The following is a 19,220-nucleotide window of genomic DNA, read 5'->3' on the forward strand; positions in this document are numbered from 1 at the left end:
CGTCTGGGCTTCGGTTTTAGAAACTTTATTAACTTTAGGAAGCGTGTTTTCATCACTCTGAACATACAAAAAGAGAAGACCTATCAGGTCCTCTCTAGATGTTAGCTTTTCGTCACCCACTACAGTTGACAAACATACTAAGATTAGTAGTGAAGAAATCTCCGACGGGAGAGAGTACTCACTACTTTTTCTTTATGTTAAAGTAGTGGTGTCTTGTAAAGTCGTAGGGCTCTATGGCGCTAGACGTCGCTTGACAAACTGGCAAGACACCTTGTTTTAGGTGGAGTTTGATCAAAGTATGTAGGACGCTAAACGTCGCGTATTGAAAATAAAATCACTAAAACATGGAATTATTCAAGACAAAAGAGGTAATGTCATGCGTGCAGTATTTGGAATTGATGTTAGTAAAACAAGTTCTGAGGTGGCCATTTTAGTCAACGGTGAGAAGGTTCATGGCTACACCATACTCAATGATGCCATTGGATTCAATCGCCTGTTGGGCGACTTGAAAACTGTTCATAACCCTGAGATTATATTTGAGGCTACAGGCGTCTATTCTCGACGTCTTCAAGCCTTTCTTGAGGAATATAGTTACGCTTACACACGGCTAAATCCGCTGGAAGCTAAGAAGCAATTGGACAGTCTGCGAGTTCGTAAAACAGATAAAATTGACGCTGAAAAACTGGCTAAATCTCAGCTTGTGCACAATCGTAAACCAACTTACGTGCAGGAAGAAGTTTATCAACACCTGCGTGATTTAAGCCGTTTCTATCAAAATATGACAGAAGATCTTGTTCGAACTAAAAACCGTCTGCACAAGGTCCTACAAGTCACATTTCCTGAATTGGAAAATCTATTATCCACACCTACTGGAGAGCAATATTGGAACTTAGTGATGGCTTTTCCATGCAAAGAGGATGTATTAAGCCTATCTCAAAGTAACTTGTGTGAGATTATCCGTCAATCTACCTCCAAACGCATCTCTGAAAAACGTATTGCTTACCTAACTGATAAACTTATAAAACTCGCTAAACAATCTTTTTGTGCGGTCAAGAAAACCTCTCCAATGCTTGAAGAGGTTCGTTACTATGCTCAAGAATTGCTTCGTCTTTCTGAACGCAGACAAGTTGTCTTAAACGACATGGTAGCTCTAGCTCAGCCTTTACCAGAGTATGACATCTTACGGTCAATTCCTGGCATCGCAGAAACCACAGCGACATCTATCATTGGCGAACTGGGAGATATTCGTCGCTTTCAGTCTTCCAATCAAATCAACGCTTTTATTGGCATTGACCTGAGACACTACGAATCTGGGAACTTTCTCGCCAAGGAACACATCACTAAACGAGGTAACCCCTATGCCAGAAAAATCTTGTTCAAGTGCATTCACAACATCGCTTCAGCTAGTCATACTAATCCCTGCCATATCGCTGACTTTTATGAGAAACGAAAAAGACAATCGACAATAGCTTCAACTAAGCCACATACGATTGCCTCTATACATCGTCTCATTCGAACAATGTATTACCTCATTACGCATAACAAACTTTACGATTACTCTTTGACCCAAAATCGATAAGGCTGTCTATGCCGTATTATTGTAACACCTTGTTTCAAAAAATACCAGATGAGGTGTTTTTTTAGCATGCCCATTTATGGATAAAAAAGGGTTAAAAATAAGACAGTAACCTCAGAATAGATACTGTCTTATCTCTTTTTTTACTTAAAGCCTTGATAGACTTGACAAATGGTAGAAAAGAGCCGAAAAAAGAGAACCGAAGTTCTCCTTTTCAATCTATTAGTTTAACACTTTAGGTGGGTAAGCAAGACCAGTTTTATCAAAGTAAACGTAGACTCCTGGTTGGATTTCTACCCATGTGCTGATGGCTTTCTTACCACTATCACCATAGTAATAGCTAATACGACCATTACCAGCAGTTACCGTTTGTCCTTTTACTTGTTTACCATCTTTAGCGAAGTAATAAGTATCAGCACCAATTTTAACTTCACCAGTTACTGTCTTACCATTAGACCCAATATAATACCAATTGTTATCACCTGTTGTGAAGAATTCATTAGTCAAACGTTCACCTGTTGCAGTATCGTACTTGCTATAGGTACCATCTGCATTCTTAACAACATCGCCCTTAACTTGGCTTCCATCCTCTTTAAAGTAGAGGTGTTGTCCATTGATAACTTGAGCACCTGTAACAGTCTTACCGTTAGCGCCTGCATAGTACCATACATTTCCATCAGTTGTGAAGAATTCGTTAGTAACTAACTCTCCAGAACCGTCTTTGTACTTACTATAAGTACCATCTGCATTCTTAACAACGCCACCTTTGACTTGACTTCCATCTTCATTAAAGTAAAGTTTTTGACCATCGATAACTTGAGCACCTGTAGCGGCAACACCATTTGCATCAAAGTGGTACCATTTACCGTCGATGTTTCTCCAAGTGTTCTTGATAGCATTACCAGTATGAGCTTCGAAGTAATAAGTCTTACCTTTATAGGTTACTAACTTATCTTTGGCTTGGAAACCATCTTCACCAAAGTATTGTGTGAAACCATCAATAACCGTAATACCTTTGGCCATGACACCTTCTTTAGTGAAGTAACGGAATTTCACAACCTTAGATTCTTTACCATCTTTATCAGTTTCAGTTACATCAAATTTAGTGTAACCACCCTTATACATTTGGCCTTTATAGTTATAAAGGTAAGTATTACCGTTAGCATCAACATAGAAGGCATTGCTCAACATGATACCATTTGGCAAGAAACGATAAACATCTTTACCATTTGGTGAGTATTCACCATTTGTAACCATGTGACCACGTGCGTCAAAGTAATAAGTATTACCATTGAAGGTTACAAAGGCAGATTTAGCTTGAGTACCACTTGTACCGAAGTAAGTGATTCCTTTACCATCACTTGAGAATCCAGTAATAACCTTTTCTTTGCCTGTCAATTGAAGAGGGATGAAGTTACCATCTTTAGTGACAGTGAAGTATTTACCAGTTGCTTCATCGCTAAGTACATAGCCAACACCACGTTCAAGAACGTTTGTTCCGTTGAAGTATTCAGCCTTCCATTGTTTCAATTTAACAGAATCATCAATTGGTTTACCAGTTGAGATCATGTTTACCTTGAACATTTCAGGGTACTTAGCTTTAAGCTCAGCCAAGAATTCACCACCGTATTGAGCTTGGTAATCTTTGCCTGATGACTTAGTGTTAGCCACATAAAGTGAATGATCGATGATAGCGTCTGCAATTTTACGGCCGGCACCATCAGTACGAGTTGCTGTTACAACTTCTTTACCTGGCAATTGGTAAATTTGGTCTGGAACCCAGTCAGCGATTGCTTGGATACCAGCCTTGTGAAGTGCTTTAAGAGCATCACGTAAATCTTCTTTAGAACCGTATTTATTGTTCTTACTCATAGCAAGATCGTAACGGTCTGCAAAAGCATAACCATTTTGGATAACTGAGTCAAGGAAGGTACCATCGTCAGCAGAAACAAATTGAGGTGCCATTTCAAATGATGTTACGCCCCATGATTTGAACAAATCAACATTTTCAGCAATCTTACGGTTAGTATAAACTGAAGGATCTGAACCATCTGGAATAGTTTGGAAGTTAGAGAAACCTTCGTAGATCAATTGTGAATCATAAGCTTCAGTCGCTTTAAGAGTCAACTCTCCAGCTTTTTTAGCTTCTGTTGAAGGCGCTACTCGGATATCTTGATCATCTGAAGCTCCAACTGGAACCCAAACTGCTACGAAACCAGACATATCAAATGTTTCATAACCCTTGATGTCATTAGCACCGAAAGTCAAGACACCATTGCTGTCTGTTTCTTTCACATAACCTGCTGCGATTGCATCTGCATCAGATGTAAAGTTCTTGATACCATCAGCTGTACCAACAATCAAAGCACGGTATTTTTGGTTGGCATGGATTTTACCCATTTCAACATTTAGCTTAGCTGACTGATCCAAAGTCAATTTTGGATTGTTTGCTACAAGTGTCACCTGACCAGACGTACGGCTGTATTTAGAACCTTGAGTATCATCAGCTGTCATAATATCTTTACCATAACGGACTGACGTATAGACTTCATTTGTGCGGTAGAGTTCAACATCTGACTTGTCCATCTTGCCATCAGTTGGCAACCAGTATGAACATTGCGCTTGACCACCAGAAACATACTTGATACGGCTCTTCATCAAGTTAACAATGGTATCGTAGTATGGAGATTTGGTTTCCATATAGTTACCATCATCAGTGTAGAGATCACCATAATAAACACGAGTGATAGTTTCCATGTTTTGCAACATGACAGCATAGGCTGCTGGAATATTGTTCAAAGTGTATTTCTTATTATTACTGAGCATGTCTTTGTTATAAATCTCAAAGGCACGTTTCATCTCAGAATCAGTGATGGTGAAACCATCTGATTTTTCGTTGATTTCTTTCTTGATGATTTCAGCAATAATATCTTGAACGTTATTATCATGAGCACGGATAAAGACATAGTTTCCTGACGCATCACCGTATTTCTCATTGTATTTACCAATTGTAGACTGTTTAACGGTTCCGTCTTCATTATAAGCCTTGCTGCCATCCTTGTTAATCCAATCTGTCTTAACATCACGTTGTGTCGTGTTGAAGGTATTGTTATACAAAGGACTAACAGCTGGTGTACGTTCTTTGATTGGTTTAGCCAATGAGAAGAGGAGGGCCAAACGTTGTTTGTTTTCCATGGCAAGCGCAGCACCATCAGTCTTGTCATTGTAGTGGTTGTCATTAAGACTCCATGCTTCAAGAACAGAGATATGGGCAAGCGCATTTGCTTCAGACTTGTTCACGCCATAGTATTCACGGAAGTAGTTTGTATAGAGTTGGAGCATGTCAGCATTGACATTATCCACCGCATCAACACGGATACCATCAAAGTTAGCATCCTTGTCCCCCATAACGATTGAACCCCAGTTCATGAGGTAGTGGATTTGGTTCAATTGTTCCGCTTGAACTACTGGGTTTGACGTATCCACGTCATTGGCAAGCAAGAAATCAAAACCACCCATATGATTTGGATCTGACTGCTCATCAAGGACTGACTTATCAATCGTACCAGTTTGGTTAGTCGCCGTACGGTTCAAAAGACGGTAGTTTGAGTTCGCCCAAGGTGTACGAGGATCATTCACATAAAGAAGGGCGCCACCTTGAAGGTGGTCTTCTCCTCCACCTTTAGAAAAGTTTTCAGTTTCTTTGTTCCACTGTGGTTGTGTCTTCACAAATGCAGAAATCGCTTCACGCAACCATTGTGTTGATTTTTCAGATTGAATCTTTTGTTCAATCTTAACTTGAATGTTCTTGGCAGCACGGTTTAAGTCAACCTGCTTATCTGTGCTTGTGTATTTAGCATCCAAGTTGAAGACTTTAGACATGTAGTTCAAGTAGTTAACTTGTGTATCAACATTTGGCCACCATGCCATCAAAAGTGGACGGAAGTCTTCTTTAGTAGAGGCTTGCCAAGTCACACCATCCTTGATGATAGAGACTGGACGGTACCAGCTATCTGCAGTCAAATAACCATCAATCAATTCAAAACTTGCTTCAGATGAATCATAGGCACGGTTATTTTTTGAGAAGCCATCAACAATATTTGTTGTTCCTTGTGTGAAAGAGTATGTTGATGAGCTTGTAAGGGCACCATCTTTACCAAAGTAAAGCAGTTGACCATTTACAGTGATCGCAAAGTTTTCTTTGTGTGAACCATCTTTATTGACATAGTAGTATTTACCATCAATGTTTTTGATGTTTTTCAAGGAAAGCGCAGCTTCTACTTCTGAATCTTTCAAAGCAGCTTCTGGCGCTTTAACTTCTGTGTTTACAACTTCAGCCTTCACTGTTGCTGGTTGTTCTTCTGCTTTTTCAGTTGTAACAGCTGGTGCATCTGTTGTCACAACTGCTTCTTTATTTGGAACAGCTGCCACTGCTACATCAGCAGTAGTTGCTGTTTTAGCTACTTCAGCTGTTGCTTGTGTATTCGTTGTAGTTGCTGTTTTAGCTGCTTCAGCTGTTGCTTGTGTATTCGTTGTAGCTGCTGTTTCGACAGTATTTGTTTCTTTAGCAGGTGTCAAAACATCTGCTTCTTTTGTATTTGTACGTTTATCGACTTCTTTGGTTGCTTCAGTAGAAGTAACTAAATCGGCTGTTGTATCTGAATTTGGTTGAGTTACTGTCTTATCTTGAGTTTCATCCGCTGAAACTGAAGATGTTGTTGCAGACAATCCTCCTACGACAGTAGCAAGTGCTGCAGAGGCAACTGCAATTGTAACCCATTGCTTCTTAACTTTATGAAGCTTATAGTGTACCTTATTTTCCATTATAATTTTCCCCGTGATTTTATTTGTCAAAATCAGACTGAAATCTATCCGATTTCAAACAATTACATTATATCATTATTTTCTAACTATTTTTCAAATTAATTGTATTTTTATAAAATATATGTAATATAATAGTAATATTAGAAAGGTTTTGTAATGCGCCTGTTTCATAGGTTTTCAATTCTCATTTTATATCATTTGATAACTGAAACTATTTTTTAGAAAATGTCTAGAACACTTGATTTAATAACATTTGTAGCCTTTCTGACTCAAAATTGATATTTGTCAGATTTTTTTCTTTAAGGAGCAAAAAAAGGTGAAATTTCTTTAAACGATTCTCGTTTTCAAGAAATTTCACCTATAAATTCATGTCAAATCATATCGTTTTTCACTTAATCTCTCAGATTAAGATTAGATTGATTGATTATTTATCGAAATCAGCATAACCATTTTCATCGAAGAAGACAGTCTTACCGTCTTGGAAAGTGATCCATGTGTTTGTCACACGTTCGCCAAGAACTGATTCGTAGTATTCTACTCCTTTTGGTGTGCTGATTGGGCTACCTTTAACTTGGCGTCCCAATTTATCAAAGTAATATTCTTTACCATCGATATTTTGGCGTCCTGTTACAGCCTTACCATCTTTGAAGTAGTACCAAACATTGTTACCAGTTGTCAAGAAACGGTTATTGAGACGCTCACCTGAATCTTTATCATAGTAAGAGAGTGATCCGTCAGCATTCTTAACAAAGTCACCTTTGACTTGACTACCATCTTCTTTGAAGTAATAGTTTTTACCGCCAACACTATAGGCACCTGTCACGATTTCACCATTATCTTTGGCATAGTACCATGTCTTACCACCATCAAGAGTGAAGAAATCAGATTTAACTTGGCTACCATCAGCATTGAAGTAATAGTTAAGGTGGTCAATCGTTTGACGACCTGTGGCGAGGTTACCATCCTTATCAGCATGGTACCACTTGCCGTTCACTTCGAAGAACTTGTCTTTTACTTTATAACCGTTATCTACAGTGTAGTAGCTGATTTTACCGTTTTCAGTAACAAAATCACCTTTAACTTGGGCACCATTTGCACGGAAGTAGTATTCGTGACCATCCAAAGTAAGGGCACCTGTCACATTCTTACCAGCTGCATCACGATAGAACCATGTTGAGCCATCAGTTGTGTAGAATTCACCCTTCGTAGCTTGTGCATAGCCTTGATCGTTGAATTCATACCAGATACCATCGATTTCTGCCCAACGGTTTGTATAGGCATTACCTGAATTTTTATCGAAGAAGTAGAGTTTCCCATCTGGAGTCACATACTTAGTACCTTTAGCTTGGAAGCCATTTTCATCAAAGTATTGCAATCCTCCACCAGCATAAGTCAAGCCAACTGCCATTTCTCCAGTTGATGAGAAATAACGGAATTTAGCTTCTGTTTCTGAAGTACCTTCTTTCGGTACATCGAATACAAAGTAACCATCTTTGTACTGCTCACCAAAGCTACCAAAGTAATAATATTTACCATCCTGTTGATAAATAGAATCACGAAGCTGGATACCGTTTGGCAAGAAGAAATAAGTCTTACCATCGACATCTTGACGACCAGTTAACATATAACCTTCTTTATCGAAGTAATAGTAATTTCCAGCATATTTAATGAAGGCATTCTTAGCTTGGAAACCACTATTATCAAAGTAGGCCATACCCTTACCATCATAGTAGAAACCTGTCTTACCACCTTGATCTGTCAAAGGTTTTGGCAAGAAGATACCATTATCAGTAACTTGATAGTAGCGACCAGTAGCATCGTTGCTGAGAACATAACGACTACCACGACCAAGGATATTAGTACCATTCATGTACTTAGCAGACCATTGCTTGATTTTAACAGATGGATCAATCTTCTTACCAGTTGATATCATCACATCTTCAAACAACTGTGGATATTTCTTTTGGAGCTCATCAAGGAACTCACCACCATATTGAGCTTGGAAGTCCTTACCTGATGATTTAGAATTTGCAACATATAAAGTGTTATTGATATAAGCATTGGCCTTTGGAGTACCATAACTATTAGCACGTGTTGCTGTTACAACTTCTTGTCCTGGCAATTGGTAAAGTTGATCTGGAACCCAGTCAGCAATTGCTTGAATACCTTGCTTGTGAAGGGCTTTAAGTGCATCACGAAGATCTTCTTTAGAACCGTATTTGTTATTCTTGCTCATGGCAAGGTCATATCGGTCAGTAAAGGCATAACCATTTTGGATAACAGAATCAAGGAAGGTACGGTCATCAGCCGATACAAATTGAGGAGCCATCTCGAATGATGTGATTCCCCATGACTTGAAGAGTTCTGCATTTTCTGCAATCAATTTATTAGTATATTGGCTATCTTTTTCAACAAAATCTTGGAAGTTTGAGAAACCTTCATAGATAACTTGTGAGTCCAATGCTTCAGTAGCAGAAAATGTCTTGTCAAGTTTCTTATCTGAACCTTTAACACGGATATCTTGGTTATCAGGTGCACCTACTGGTACCCATACACCAAGATAACCTCTCATATCAACAGTACGATACCCCTTAATTTCATCTCCACTAAAAGTCAAGTTCCCTTCAGCATCAGTGTATTTAATTTTTCCAGCTGCTGCTGCATCATTTTCGTAAGTGACAATTCCCTTATCAGTACCAAGAAGTAATGGACGGTAGGCTTGGTTAGCATGAAGTTTACCCATGTTAACTTTCAAAGTACCATCACCCAGTGAGAAATCCTGATTATTGGCAATAAGGGTCAACATACCAGAATGTTTACTTGTTTCTGCTACACCCGTAGTTTGGTCAGCAGTCATAATATCTTTACCGTAACGAACAGATGACAAGATTTCTTTTCCATTGAACGTGTCGACTTTCATCGATTGTCCACCTGAAACATATTTCATACGGTTCTTCAAGAGCGTTGTGATAGCATCGTAATAAGGAGACTTGGTAGCCATATATTGACCGTTATCCGTATAAAGATCTCCATAATAAACACGAGTTACCTGCTCCATATTTTGAAGAATCAAAGCATAGGCGGCTGGAATATTGTTAATAGTATAACGTTTTTCTGCCTTCTTCATATCTTCATTATAGATTTCAAAGGCACGTTTCAATTCAGCATCAGTCATGGTATAACCATCTGATTTTGGATTGATCTCTTTTTGAACGATATCACGAATGATATCTTGAACAAGGTTATCATGAGCACGCGCAAAGATGTAGTTAGCTTGTGTATCTCCATACTTACTATTATTTGTACGGTCTGTCAAACTGCTAGTAATCAAATCTTTCAATGAAGAGCCCGATCCATAAAGTGCACCCATAATTGCATAACGAAGGTTATTATCCATGGCAAGGGCTGCACCATCATGTTTTTGATTATAAGCATTATCATTTAAATCCCAAGCTTCAAGGATAGAAATGTGAGCGAGTGCATTGGCTTCAGATTTATCCACACCAAAGGCCGCACGGAAGTAGTTTGTATAAACTTGGAGAAGGTCTGCATCGACATTGTCAACTGCATCAACACGGATACCATCAAAGTTAGCATCCTTATCACCCATAACAATTGATCCCCAGTTCACAAGATAGTGAATTTGGTTCAACTGCTCAGCTTGCACAACTGGATTTGAGTTATCAACGTCATTGGCAAGTAGGAATTCATAACCACCCAAGTATCTTCCTGTACCATTTAGAGAACCATCTTGGTTACTTGGTGTACGGTTAAGCAAACGATAATCAGAATTTGCCCAAGGTGTCTTATCATTATTGACATAAAGAAGGGCTCCACCTTGAAGGTGGTCAGCTTGTGTATAGTTTTCTGTTGCAACACTCCACTGCTCTTGTTCCTTAACAAATGAAGAAATTGCTTGACGAAGCCATTCTGTTGATTGTTTAGCAGAGATTTCTTGCTCAATCTTAATTTGAATAGTCTTAGCAGCTGCATTCAATTCTGATTGACTTTGGCTGGTTGAATAAGTTGCGTTAAGGTTAAAATGTTTAGAGAAAGTATTGAGGTAGGCCACTTGTGTATCTACATCAGGCCACCATGCCATCAAAAGTGGACGGAAGTCTTTCTCAGTTGACACGCGCCATTTTTCACCATTTTCCAAAATAGTGACTGGACGGTACCAGCTATTTGGCGTCAAATACCCATCTACCAACTCAAAGCTTTCTTTCTTAGAATCGTAAGCACGATTATGTGAAGAGAAAGAATCAACTAGATTAGTTGTACCTGGTGTGAATGAGTGTGTTGATGTGCTTGTCAAAGCACCGTCTTTACCGAAGTAAAGCAACTGGCCATTAACTGAAACAGCAAAATTTGTTTTGTATGAACCATCTTCTTTGACATAATAGTATTTTCCATCAACTTGCTTAATGTTGTCCAAAGAAAGCGCTGCTGTTTCTTCTTTTTCAGTAACACCAGATTTTGGTTTTTCAGCTACTGTAAGCGTTGTATCTGTCGCTACAGTTGCATTTGCTGGTGTTTCTGTAGCACCATTAGCTACTGCTGCACGATCAGTCGCTGCTGGTGCTGCCACATTAGTAGTTGTATCAGTTGTAGCCGTTGCTGGTGCTGGAGTTGCTACAGTATCTGTAGTTGTTGCCTTGTCATTTGTTACTGCTGTAACATCTGTCGTAGCAGTTGCTGCTGGAGTCTCTACTTCATGCGTTTCGACCACAACATCGCTTTCAGCTGTCGTAGTAGCAACTGGTTCTGTTGTTTCATCGGCTGAAACCTTTTGATTAGCTACTGTAGCACCACCTACAATAGAGGCAAGTGCTGCCGAAGTGACGGCAATCGTCACCCATTGCTTCTTAACTTTGTGAAGCTTGTAATGTACCTTTTTTCCCATTTTAGGTCCTCATTTCATTTTCCTAGTTTGAATGAAAATCTACATAATTCAAACAATTTCATTATAGCATATTTTTTTCAAGCATTTGGAGACTTTATCAGACCTTTTAACTTTTTAATCATAATGTAAATTGAAAAACATTTCGACAAATATTAAAAGCTACCGAATCTAGAAAACGGTAGTCTTTTTCTATTTTTTAGGAAAGTTTTTAGAGGTCATTGATTAAGCTATCTCTATGCAATCAGTTGGCAATTTTCAAGCCAGCTATTAAGCAAAAACCACGTTATGTTGAACCCTGTAACTGACTAAAAAGAGCAAGGTTTCTGTGACCAATTTTGCCAGAACCAGTCCCAAACCAATGGCAACTAGACTACTAAGTAAGAAATAATTACAAGCCAAGAGGACCAGGACCAACATAAAGTAGCGAACACTCGATCTAAAGAGGGAGCTTGTCGGATTGAAGACCACATTAGCGTTTAGTAGACACTGGCTGGAAGCCGAAATCACTCGAGCTAGCACGACCGAAAGGAGGAGATTTTTCGTCAAGGCAAAGAGCACAAATAAGGCGGTTGCATCAATGACTGAGGCCAAGACGGCCGTGCCAGAAAACTTTAAAAAAGGGCTGTAAATACGGATGGAATCACGAATGGGCCGAAAGTGCGAGCTTTTATTCTCCTCCAGATAAACGGTCTCGATAGGGACTTCTGAGATTTGGTGACCTGACTTTTTGGCTTCAAGCAACATGTTAAACTCGTACTCAAAACGATTGCCATCTAGATTAAGCAACCATGGAATCAGGTCCGTTGACATGCCTCTAAGCCCCGTCTGGGTATCCGTTACCTTCTGACCTGTTACTAGACGGAAAAGCCCCGCAGTCACTTTATTTCCAAAGCGACTTCGTGCTGGCACTTTACCAACAAAGGCACGCGCACCCAAGATAAGATGACTTGGATTTTCCTCGGTCGCCTTGGCTACACGGACAATATCCTTAATCAGATGCTGACCATCGCTGTCAACTGTTACTATAGGTTGAGCAGACAGATGTTGGCTGACCACTTCTTCTTGGATATAAGCGAAAGCAGTCTTTAAAGCGGCTCCTTTTCCTTTATTAATCGGGTGTTTAAGGACCGTAGCTCCAAAAAGGGCTGTTTCGTCGTAATAGTCGTTATAGCGTGGTCCACTCCCATCATTGACAACAATAATGCGTGATTTAGGGAGTTTTAAAGTAATATCTTGAACCACCTGAATCAGGCGAGTGTCTGGTTCATAAGCTGGAATAATAATATACATAGGCACTTCCTTTCTGTTTCATCCTATGATTCTTTAGTGACCTCCGCTAAAGCCACCTGGTTGCCCACCACCTTGGGGACCACCACCTTGAGGGCCACCCCCACCAGGCATTGAGTTTTCAATCTTAGTTTGTTTTTCACCATTGATAGTAATGTCACCACCGGTATAGGTCGCTGAACCGTCAAAGTCAAAGCCAGATTGACCGGTTAAGTTAATCGTTCCACCCGTAACGGTAATATCACCATTTGAATCAATTGGGTCTGTGTCACCTTGACCAACCTCGACATTAAGAGTTCCACCTGTCATCTTGAAGAAAATCTCACTTTGACTGGCATTACTATTAGCAGCATTGATACCGTCATCTGTCGCATAGACATCGATATTTCCACCATTAATAGTCACAGATTTACCTTCAATACCTTCGGTTGATTTTTCAACTTTGTAAGTACCGCTATCAATAATCAGGTCACCAGAGGCATGAATACCGTCGTCACCAGCCTTGATAGTCATGGTATTATCAGACAGATACATGGTCCCTACTGAGGTGTCGTCATCATTGTCGACCTTAACGCCATCTTCTTCGGCCTCAATAGTCATGGTTGTTCCTGTGATATTAAGTTCATCATTGACATTGAAGGCATCACCGACTGAAGTAATCTTGTAGGTACCGCCTGTTATATGAAGACTGTCGTTTGCTTTAATACCGTTGTTTTTCTTGGCATCAATGTTAAGAGTACCTGACCCATTAATTGTCAAATCTCCCTTAGAGAAAATCACGGCATCCGCATCTTCATCACTATTAGAACTTGAATCAGAGAGGGTGCTAGTGGTTCCATCTTTAAGCGTTAGGTAGACATGTCCGACTTTTGTAGCGTTGATTGGTGCATTTGTATTTGTCATGGTAGCACCATCTAGAACAATATGGACATCATCTGAATCCCCAGCATCCACCTTGATTTGCACACCATCAGATTTTCCAGAAATGACGTAAGTCCCAGCTTTGGAGATGGTTACGGTTGAATCTGATACCGTTATGCCATCACCTGAAACATCCGCAGATGAGCCTGATAACTTAATCTTAGAGGCAGAACTTTCATCATAAGATGTGTCCGAGTCTTTTGAAGTGAAATAGTTGCTGTTGTTATTAGTCGTTTTCTTACTAGTTGTTGCGGTTATAGCACTTGTTTTTGATGTCGTGCTTGACGTCGTCCCCGTTGCTTGACTGTTTGATTGGCTACAAGCTGTCATGACTGTTAGGGCTGTCGCACAGGTTACTAAAGTCGTCCATTTTTTTAGTCTTTTTGATTTCATATCTTTTTTTCCTCTCGGATTCGTTTTGATGATTACAGTTTACGGAACTTCCCTAAAACATTTCTGAAGGTTAACTAAAACTTTTCTTAAGTTAAGTTTGGTGAAAGTTTGACTTAGGCCTTCTTTCAGAAAAGTTCCATAGACTAATAGGCGAGCAAGTGAGTGCTATATAAAATAGTACATTTTCGCTCAACTTTTCTACTATAAAAAAGAATTAAAATAATAAGTCGACTGTTTAGGAATAGAAGTTTCTGCAATAAATTCCCTATTTTCCTGGGAGTTGCTTTACGGCTTTGTATCTTATCTATAAAAGGAGTTTTTTCATGGTTAAACAATTGGAAACACGTTTTAAACGCATTGAAACAAAATATATGGTCTCAAAGGAAAATCTTGAAGACCTGCTCACTGATCTTAAGGAGTATTTGGTAGAGGATGACTATCCGACATCTACCATTTCAAATATTTACTTTGATACGGATAATTTTGACGTCATCCAAGATGCCCTAGATGGTAATCACCGTCAAGAGAAAATCCGCATGCGTACCTATCTCGCCAATCCCAAAAGTGATAGCAAGGTCTTTCTAGAGGTCAAAGCTAAGGATGAGGAGGGAATCGGTCATAAGTTTCGTCTCGTTTCAACTCCACTTGCCATCACAAACTTGATGACAGACGGTAAGAATCATGGTCAAATCACTGACCGTCAGCTGTTACAGGATATTCACCAGTTACGCCAGCGCTATGATGAGGGCCTCAAACCTCGCATGTATATCTACTACGACCGTTTTTCAATGAAAGAAAAAGAGACTATCCAAGGCTATGCCTACAATAAAGTTCGTGTGACCCTAGACCAAAATCTGACTTACCGTGATGAAGACGTCAGTCTCTTCAAGGGAAATCATGGTTTTCCCCTTCTTGATGAAGATACGATTATCATGGAAATCAAGGCACCTGGTCAAAAGCCAGACTGGCTTCAAGCTATCTTAGACAAACATGGTTTGGAAGAGCAGAAATTCTCAAAATACAGCTGTGCCTATCATAAGTCTCAAGGTCTAGACTACGGGCCACATCCAGTTCAAGAAAAAGGAGCTGCTGCCTATGTCTAATCTCTTCAATTCTATCTTTAATGATGCAACCGCAACTGCAAGTCCCCTTCAACTCATGCTGGCCTTACTGGTCAGCCTTGTTTTAGGCTTGACCTTGACCTGGACTTACAAATACCGGACCCTCTACACCAGAGAATTTGTCATCAGTTTAACCCTACTTCCATGTTTGATGACCCTAGTGATCTTCCTTGTCAATGGTAGTTTGGGGACCTCTATCGCCGTGGCGGGGACCTTTAGTCTCATTCGTTTTCGTTCTGCTACCAGTGGTTCCAGAGAGCTAATCGCCGTCTTTATGGCCATGATTATCGGTCTGGCATCTGGGACAGGCTATTTGCTACTGGCCGTCCTCTTCACCGCCTTTCTATTGGCTGTTTGGCTTCTTTTGGAAAATCGTCAAAGTCGTACCGACAACCAACGTCGTAGACTCCTGACCATTAATGTCTCACATCAGGACTTGATTGATCAAAAAATCACTAAAGCCTTACTCAATTTCACCAGTGAATGCGACCTGATTTCCCTTAACACCACAGGTGGGGGTGAGAGCATGCAACTGGTCTACGAAGTGGACTTGAATCCCCAAGTGGACGACTTCCAATTGACGAATCACTTGATTTCAAATATTGAAAATTGTGATCTTGCCCTAACCAAAAAAGCTAAAAAGAAAAAGAATTTGTAATACACAAAAACATCTCCGACTTATTTCGGAGATGTTTTTGTGTATTACAAATGATTTCTCAAAGAGAAATGAATTACTTAAGCATTATTTGAATCTTTTTTCAATACAATCACTTCAAACTTTAATTCTTAGTCGCAATCGGTTGAGATAATCCTCAATAATCCGTTACTTCTTTTCGGTCATGGACATTGCTTTGCTTGCCTTGTCGTGCCTTAAGTACGGCTTCAACGTCTTCAGGGCTGACCCCTGTTTCAACGAGCATGACGGCTAGGTGATAGAGGACATCTGCTGTCTCGTTGGCAATTTCTTCTTTATCAGCATTCTTAGCTCCAATCACAACTTCTGTTGCTTCTTCGCCAACCTTTTTAAGAATCTTGTCTAGCCCCTTGTCAAAAAGGTAATTGGTATAAGACCCTTCTTTAGGATTATTTTTACGATCTAAGGCTTCCTTACAAAGTGTTTCTAACATAGCTACTCCTATCTATCTTGATTGTCATCATATATATCCGTAAAGAAACAGCTGTAGGCTCCTGTATGACAGGCTGCTCCTTCCTGTTCCACAGCGATAAGCAGAGTGTCCTGATCACAATCTGTCTTGATGCTTTTGACATGTTGGAAATGACCAGATGTGGCTCCCTTATGCCAAAGCTCGTTTCTAGAACGGCTCCAGTAATGCATTTGTTTGGTCTCTAGGGTCAACTGATAGGACTCCTCATTCATATAGGCCAACATGAGCACCTGCCCCGTCTTGTAGTCTGTCACAATAACCGGAACCAGTCCTCCTTGTTTCTCAAAATCAAGTTTAACCTCTGTCATCGTCTCACCTCAATTCCTGCATTTGCCAAGGCTTGTTTGGTATCACCTATATTTACCTCACCGAAGTGGAAGATAGAGGCTGCCAGAGCACCCGTCGCTGTTGTCTTTTCAAAGACCTCTACAATGTCCTCAATATTTCCCGCACCACCAGAAGCAATGATCGGAACATCGACGACTTCTGCCACACGATTGAGCATTTCCAAATCAAAACCAGACTTAGTGCCATCCTTGTCCATGCTGGTTAAGAGAATTTCTCCAGCCCCCAAGGCAACGACTTCTTGAGCCCATTGGATGAGGTCCCTACCTGTATCCTTACGGCCACCCGCCACAAAGACATGCCAGCTACCATCAGCCATCTTTTTAGCATCAATCGCAGCCACTACACACTGGTTCCCAAATTTTTGAGCACAATCAGCGATTAGTTGCGGGTTGGCAAGGGCCGAGGAATTGACGGCAACCTTGTCAGCACCGGCTTTGAGCATCTTATTCATGTCTTCAACTGAACGGATACCACCACCAACTGTGAAGGGGATAAAGACCTGATCGGCAACGCGTCGCACCATGTCAACCGTTGTTTCACGATTATCTGAAGTCGCTGTGATGTCCAAAAAAACAAGTTCGTCACAGCCAGCCTCATAATAGGCACGCGCAGAATCAACAGGATCACCAACATCTGTCAAATTCACAAAATTGACCCCCTTGACGACACGACCGTCCTTGACATCCAAACAAGGAATAATACGTTTTTTAAGCATCTTAACCTCCGAAAGACTTGAGTTGGTCTAATGTGATATTGCCGTTATAGTAAGCTTTACCGACAATGGTTCCTGCCACACCAATCTCTTCTAGGTAATCTAAGTCGGCTACTTCTGCAATCCCACCGGAAGCGATGACTTTGGCGGTTGTGAGTTCAGATACCAAACGTTTGTAGTGATCAAGATTGGGTCCTGTCAGTGTGCCATCTCGATCAACATCTGTATAGACAAAGAGGGTTACGCCCATCTTTTCCATTTCCTTGGCCAAGGTAATATAGTCCACATTGCTGGTTTCTAGCCAACCTTCAGTAGCGACAAACCCTGCCTTGGCATCAATACCCACGACAATTTTATCAGCACCAAATTCCTCTAAAGCTGCTCGAACGAAGTCAGGATTTTTAACCGCCATTGAACCGATAATGATACGGTCGATGCCAACTGCCAAATAGTCACGAATCTGCTCCAAGGTACGGATACCGCCACCAACCTCAATGCCAAGTCCAGAAATCCTCTTGACTTCTGCAATTAAGTCACGGTTAGTGGCTCGACCATCAAGGGCACCGTCCAAGTCGACGACGTGAATAAATTGAATGCCAGCATCCTTAAAGGTCTTTGCCTGCTCAATAACATCTGGATTGACAACGGTTTGTTGGTTGAAATCTCCTTTGAAGAGACGAACAGCCTGTCCATCCTTTATATCAATTGCTGGTAGAATTTGCATCTCCCCTACCATCCTTTCTAAGTGAAAAAACTTTGCTCTCAAGAGCTTTTAGGCTTTGCATAAACCTACAAATTTTTCAATAATCCCTAAACCAATATCACCTGATTTTTCAGGATGAAATTGGGCACCATAAACATTGTCTTTATGGATCATGGCTGGTACTTCAATACTATAATCTGCAGTGACATCAATATATTGGATAGGGACATCCGTGAAATAACTGTGAACGAAGTAGACGGCTTGGCCGTCTAAACCATCTGTCAAAGGGCTGGTTTGCTTAAGAGCCAAATCATTCCACCCCATATGTGGGACAGGTTGCTCCTTGCTGGCTGGAATAGCACGACAGACACCTGGAATAAAGCCGAAACCATCTGTTTCCTCATGTTCCAGTCCTTTTTCCGTTAAAATCTGCATGCCTAAGCAGATTCCTAAAAGTGGAACTCCCATTGCTACGGCCTCTTTGATCACAGCTACCAAACCTCTACGCTCCAATTCTGCCATGGCTGTTGGATAAGCACCCACACCAGGTAAAATCAACCCATCAGCCGCTAAGATTTTGTCTTTATCGGCAGACAATTCTGCCGTCACACCGATTTTTTCAAGGGCCCGCAGAACATTGGCGGTATTCCCCGCATCGTAATCAATGACGATAATCATAGCATCCCCTTTGTCGAGTTTACGCCGTGAATGTCAGGATTGACTGTGATGGCTTCACGCAAGGCACGTCCTGTTGCCTTGAAGAGACTTTCTGACTTGTGGTGATTATTTTTTCCGTGGAGAATCTTGAGGTGGAGATTCATTTGAACATTGAAAGCCAAGGCTTGGAAAAATTCTTCGACCAGTTCTGTGTCAAAATTACCCAATTTTGGATTATCAAAACTAGCATCAAAGACCAAGTAGCTACGTCCAGACAAGTCTAAACTTGCCATGCCGAGGGTTTCATCCATAGGGACAAAAGCCGTTCCATAACGGTTGATACCTGCTTTATCGCCCAAGGCCTCTTTAAGAGCTTGGCCAAGGACAATACCGACATCTTCAACGGTGTGGTGACTATCAACCCAAAGGTCGCCATCAGCCTTCACCACCAAAGACATACGGCCGTGACGGGCAAACAAGGTCAACATGTGGTCAAAAAATCCGACACCTGTTTGAATATCTACTGGTTCTTGAGCATCCAAATTGAGGCTTAACTTAATTTTGGTTTCAAAGGTATTACGTTCAATTTCTGCTTGTCTCATAACTTCT

At 40.6% G+C, this 19,220-nt stretch carries 13 protein-coding genes; 3 read left to right on the top strand and 10 right to left on the bottom strand.

Going from position 1 to position 19,220, the window contains the following annotated elements; all coding sequences use genetic code 11:
• The first annotated feature begins 376 nt into the window (after positions 1 to 376).
• A complete protein-coding gene (locus QRD39_RS04275) occupies positions 377 to 1,579 on the top strand; it encodes an IS110 family RNA-guided transposase (RefSeq protein ID WP_285955781.1) in 1,203 nt (400 codons plus the stop codon).
• 219 nt (positions 1,580 to 1,798) lie between these two features.
• On the opposite strand, the gene QRD39_RS04280 is transcribed toward QRD39_RS04275, so the two are convergent.
• From QRD39_RS04280 to QRD39_RS04295, 4 genes are all read right to left on the bottom strand, one after another.
• Positions 1,799 to 6,400 carry a glycoside hydrolase family 70 protein gene (locus QRD39_RS04280; RefSeq protein WP_285955782.1) on the bottom strand — a complete coding sequence of 1,534 codons (4,602 nt, stop codon included), beginning with the start codon at positions 6,398 to 6,400 and terminating at the stop codon, positions 1,799 to 1,801.
• 424 nt (positions 6,401 to 6,824) lie between these two features.
• Complete coding sequence (locus tag QRD39_RS04285; RefSeq protein ID WP_008534376.1) at positions 6,825 to 11,303, bottom strand: glycoside hydrolase family 70 protein; 4,479 nt, start codon at positions 11,301 to 11,303, stop codon at positions 6,825 to 6,827.
• 267 nt (positions 11,304 to 11,570) lie between these two features.
• Positions 11,571 to 12,593: a glycosyltransferase gene (locus QRD39_RS04290; RefSeq protein ID WP_037600596.1), complete on the bottom strand. Its 1,023-nt coding sequence runs from the start codon at positions 12,591 to 12,593 to the stop codon at positions 11,571 to 11,573.
• A gap of 33 nt (positions 12,594 to 12,626) precedes the next feature.
• Positions 12,627 to 13,904: a carbohydrate-binding domain-containing protein gene (locus QRD39_RS04295; RefSeq protein WP_285955783.1), complete on the bottom strand. Its 1,278-nt coding sequence runs from the start codon at positions 13,902 to 13,904 to the stop codon at positions 12,627 to 12,629.
• A 323-nt stretch (positions 13,905 to 14,227) separates the two neighbouring features.
• On the opposite strand from QRD39_RS04295, the gene QRD39_RS04300 reads away from it, so the two are divergent.
• Both QRD39_RS04300 and QRD39_RS04305 read left to right on the top strand, forming a co-directional pair.
• On the top strand, positions 14,228 to 15,007 hold the full coding sequence (locus QRD39_RS04300) for a polyphosphate polymerase domain-containing protein (RefSeq protein WP_285955784.1): 780 nt from the start codon (positions 14,228 to 14,230) through the stop codon (positions 15,005 to 15,007).
• Entirely contained in the window at positions 15,000 to 15,683 is a 684-nt protein-coding gene (locus QRD39_RS04305) for a DUF4956 domain-containing protein (RefSeq protein WP_285955785.1), read from the top strand. The genes QRD39_RS04300 and QRD39_RS04305 overlap by 8 nt, the downstream gene beginning before the upstream one ends.
• A 154-nt stretch (positions 15,684 to 15,837) precedes the next feature.
• Here the strand turns inward: QRD39_RS04305 and hisE are convergent, their stop codons facing one another.
• From hisE to hisB, 6 genes are read right to left on the bottom strand one after another with little or no spacing between them, the layout of a single operon-like run.
• Entirely contained in the window at positions 15,838 to 16,152 is a 315-nt protein-coding gene (hisE, locus tag QRD39_RS04310) for a phosphoribosyl-ATP diphosphatase (protein ID WP_285955786.1), read from the bottom strand.
• Positions 16,153 to 16,160: 8 nt separating this feature from the next.
• On the bottom strand, positions 16,161 to 16,499 hold the full coding sequence (gene hisI / locus QRD39_RS04315) for a phosphoribosyl-AMP cyclohydrolase (RefSeq protein WP_285955787.1): 339 nt from the start codon (positions 16,497 to 16,499) through the stop codon (positions 16,161 to 16,163).
• A complete protein-coding gene (gene hisF / locus QRD39_RS04320) occupies positions 16,496 to 17,254 on the bottom strand; it encodes an imidazole glycerol phosphate synthase subunit HisF (protein WP_285955788.1) in 759 nt (252 codons plus the stop codon). Before hisF ends, hisI begins: the two co-directional genes overlap by 4 nt.
• Before the next feature lies 1 nt (position 17,255).
• A complete protein-coding gene (gene hisA, locus QRD39_RS04325) occupies positions 17,256 to 17,975 on the bottom strand; it encodes a 1-(5-phosphoribosyl)-5-[(5-phosphoribosylamino)methylideneamino]imidazole-4-carboxamide isomerase (RefSeq protein ID WP_285955789.1) in 720 nt (239 codons plus the stop codon).
• Positions 17,976 to 18,023: 48 nt separating this feature from the next.
• Positions 18,024 to 18,632: an imidazole glycerol phosphate synthase subunit HisH gene (gene hisH / locus QRD39_RS04330; protein ID WP_285955790.1), complete on the bottom strand. Its 609-nt coding sequence runs from the start codon at positions 18,630 to 18,632 to the stop codon at positions 18,024 to 18,026.
• On the bottom strand, positions 18,629 to 19,213 hold the full coding sequence (gene hisB, locus QRD39_RS04335; RefSeq protein ID WP_008534357.1) for an imidazoleglycerol-phosphate dehydratase HisB: 585 nt from the start codon (positions 19,211 to 19,213) through the stop codon (positions 18,629 to 18,631). Before hisB ends, hisH begins: the two co-directional genes overlap by 4 nt.
• Positions 19,214 to 19,220: the final 7 nt, after the last annotated feature.

The organism is Streptococcus raffinosi (assembly GCF_030284685.1).
GTDB classification, from domain to species: Bacteria; Bacillota; Bacilli; order Lactobacillales; family Streptococcaceae; genus Streptococcus; species Streptococcus raffinosi.

What these genes read in the sequence shown, in the direction of transcription:
- QRD39_RS04275 (WP_285955781.1), top strand. Translation starts at nt 377, where the DNA reads ATGCGTGCAGTATTTGGAATTGATGTTAGTAAAACAAGTTCTGAGGTG.
- QRD39_RS04280 (WP_285955782.1), bottom strand. Translation starts at nt 6,400, where the DNA reads ATGGAAAATAAGGTACACTATAAGCTTCATAAAGTTAAGAAGCAATGG.
- QRD39_RS04285 (WP_008534376.1), bottom strand. Translation starts at nt 11,303, where the DNA reads ATGGGAAAAAAGGTACATTACAAGCTTCACAAAGTTAAGAAGCAATGG.
- QRD39_RS04290 (WP_037600596.1), bottom strand. Translation starts at nt 12,593, where the DNA reads ATGTATATTATTATTCCAGCTTATGAACCAGACACTCGCCTGATTCAG.
- QRD39_RS04295 (WP_285955783.1), bottom strand. Translation starts at nt 13,904, where the DNA reads ATGAAATCAAAAAGACTAAAAAAATGGACGACTTTAGTAACCTGTGCG.
- QRD39_RS04300 (WP_285955784.1), top strand. Translation starts at nt 14,228, where the DNA reads ATGGTTAAACAATTGGAAACACGTTTTAAACGCATTGAAACAAAATAT.
- QRD39_RS04305 (WP_285955785.1), top strand. Translation starts at nt 15,000, where the DNA reads ATGTCTAATCTCTTCAATTCTATCTTTAATGATGCAACCGCAACTGCA.
- hisE (WP_285955786.1), bottom strand. Translation starts at nt 16,152, where the DNA reads ATGTTAGAAACACTTTGTAAGGAAGCCTTAGATCGTAAAAATAATCCT.
- hisI (WP_285955787.1), bottom strand. Translation starts at nt 16,499, where the DNA reads ATGACAGAGGTTAAACTTGATTTTGAGAAACAAGGAGGACTGGTTCCG.
- hisF (WP_285955788.1), bottom strand. Translation starts at nt 17,254, where the DNA reads ATGCTTAAAAAACGTATTATTCCTTGTTTGGATGTCAAGGACGGTCGT.
- hisA (WP_285955789.1), bottom strand. Translation starts at nt 17,975, where the DNA reads ATGCAAATTCTACCAGCAATTGATATAAAGGATGGACAGGCTGTTCGT.
- hisH (WP_285955790.1), bottom strand. Translation starts at nt 18,632, where the DNA reads ATGATTATCGTCATTGATTACGATGCGGGGAATACCGCCAATGTTCTG.
- hisB (WP_008534357.1), bottom strand. Translation starts at nt 19,213, where the DNA reads ATGAGACAAGCAGAAATTGAACGTAATACCTTTGAAACCAAAATTAAG.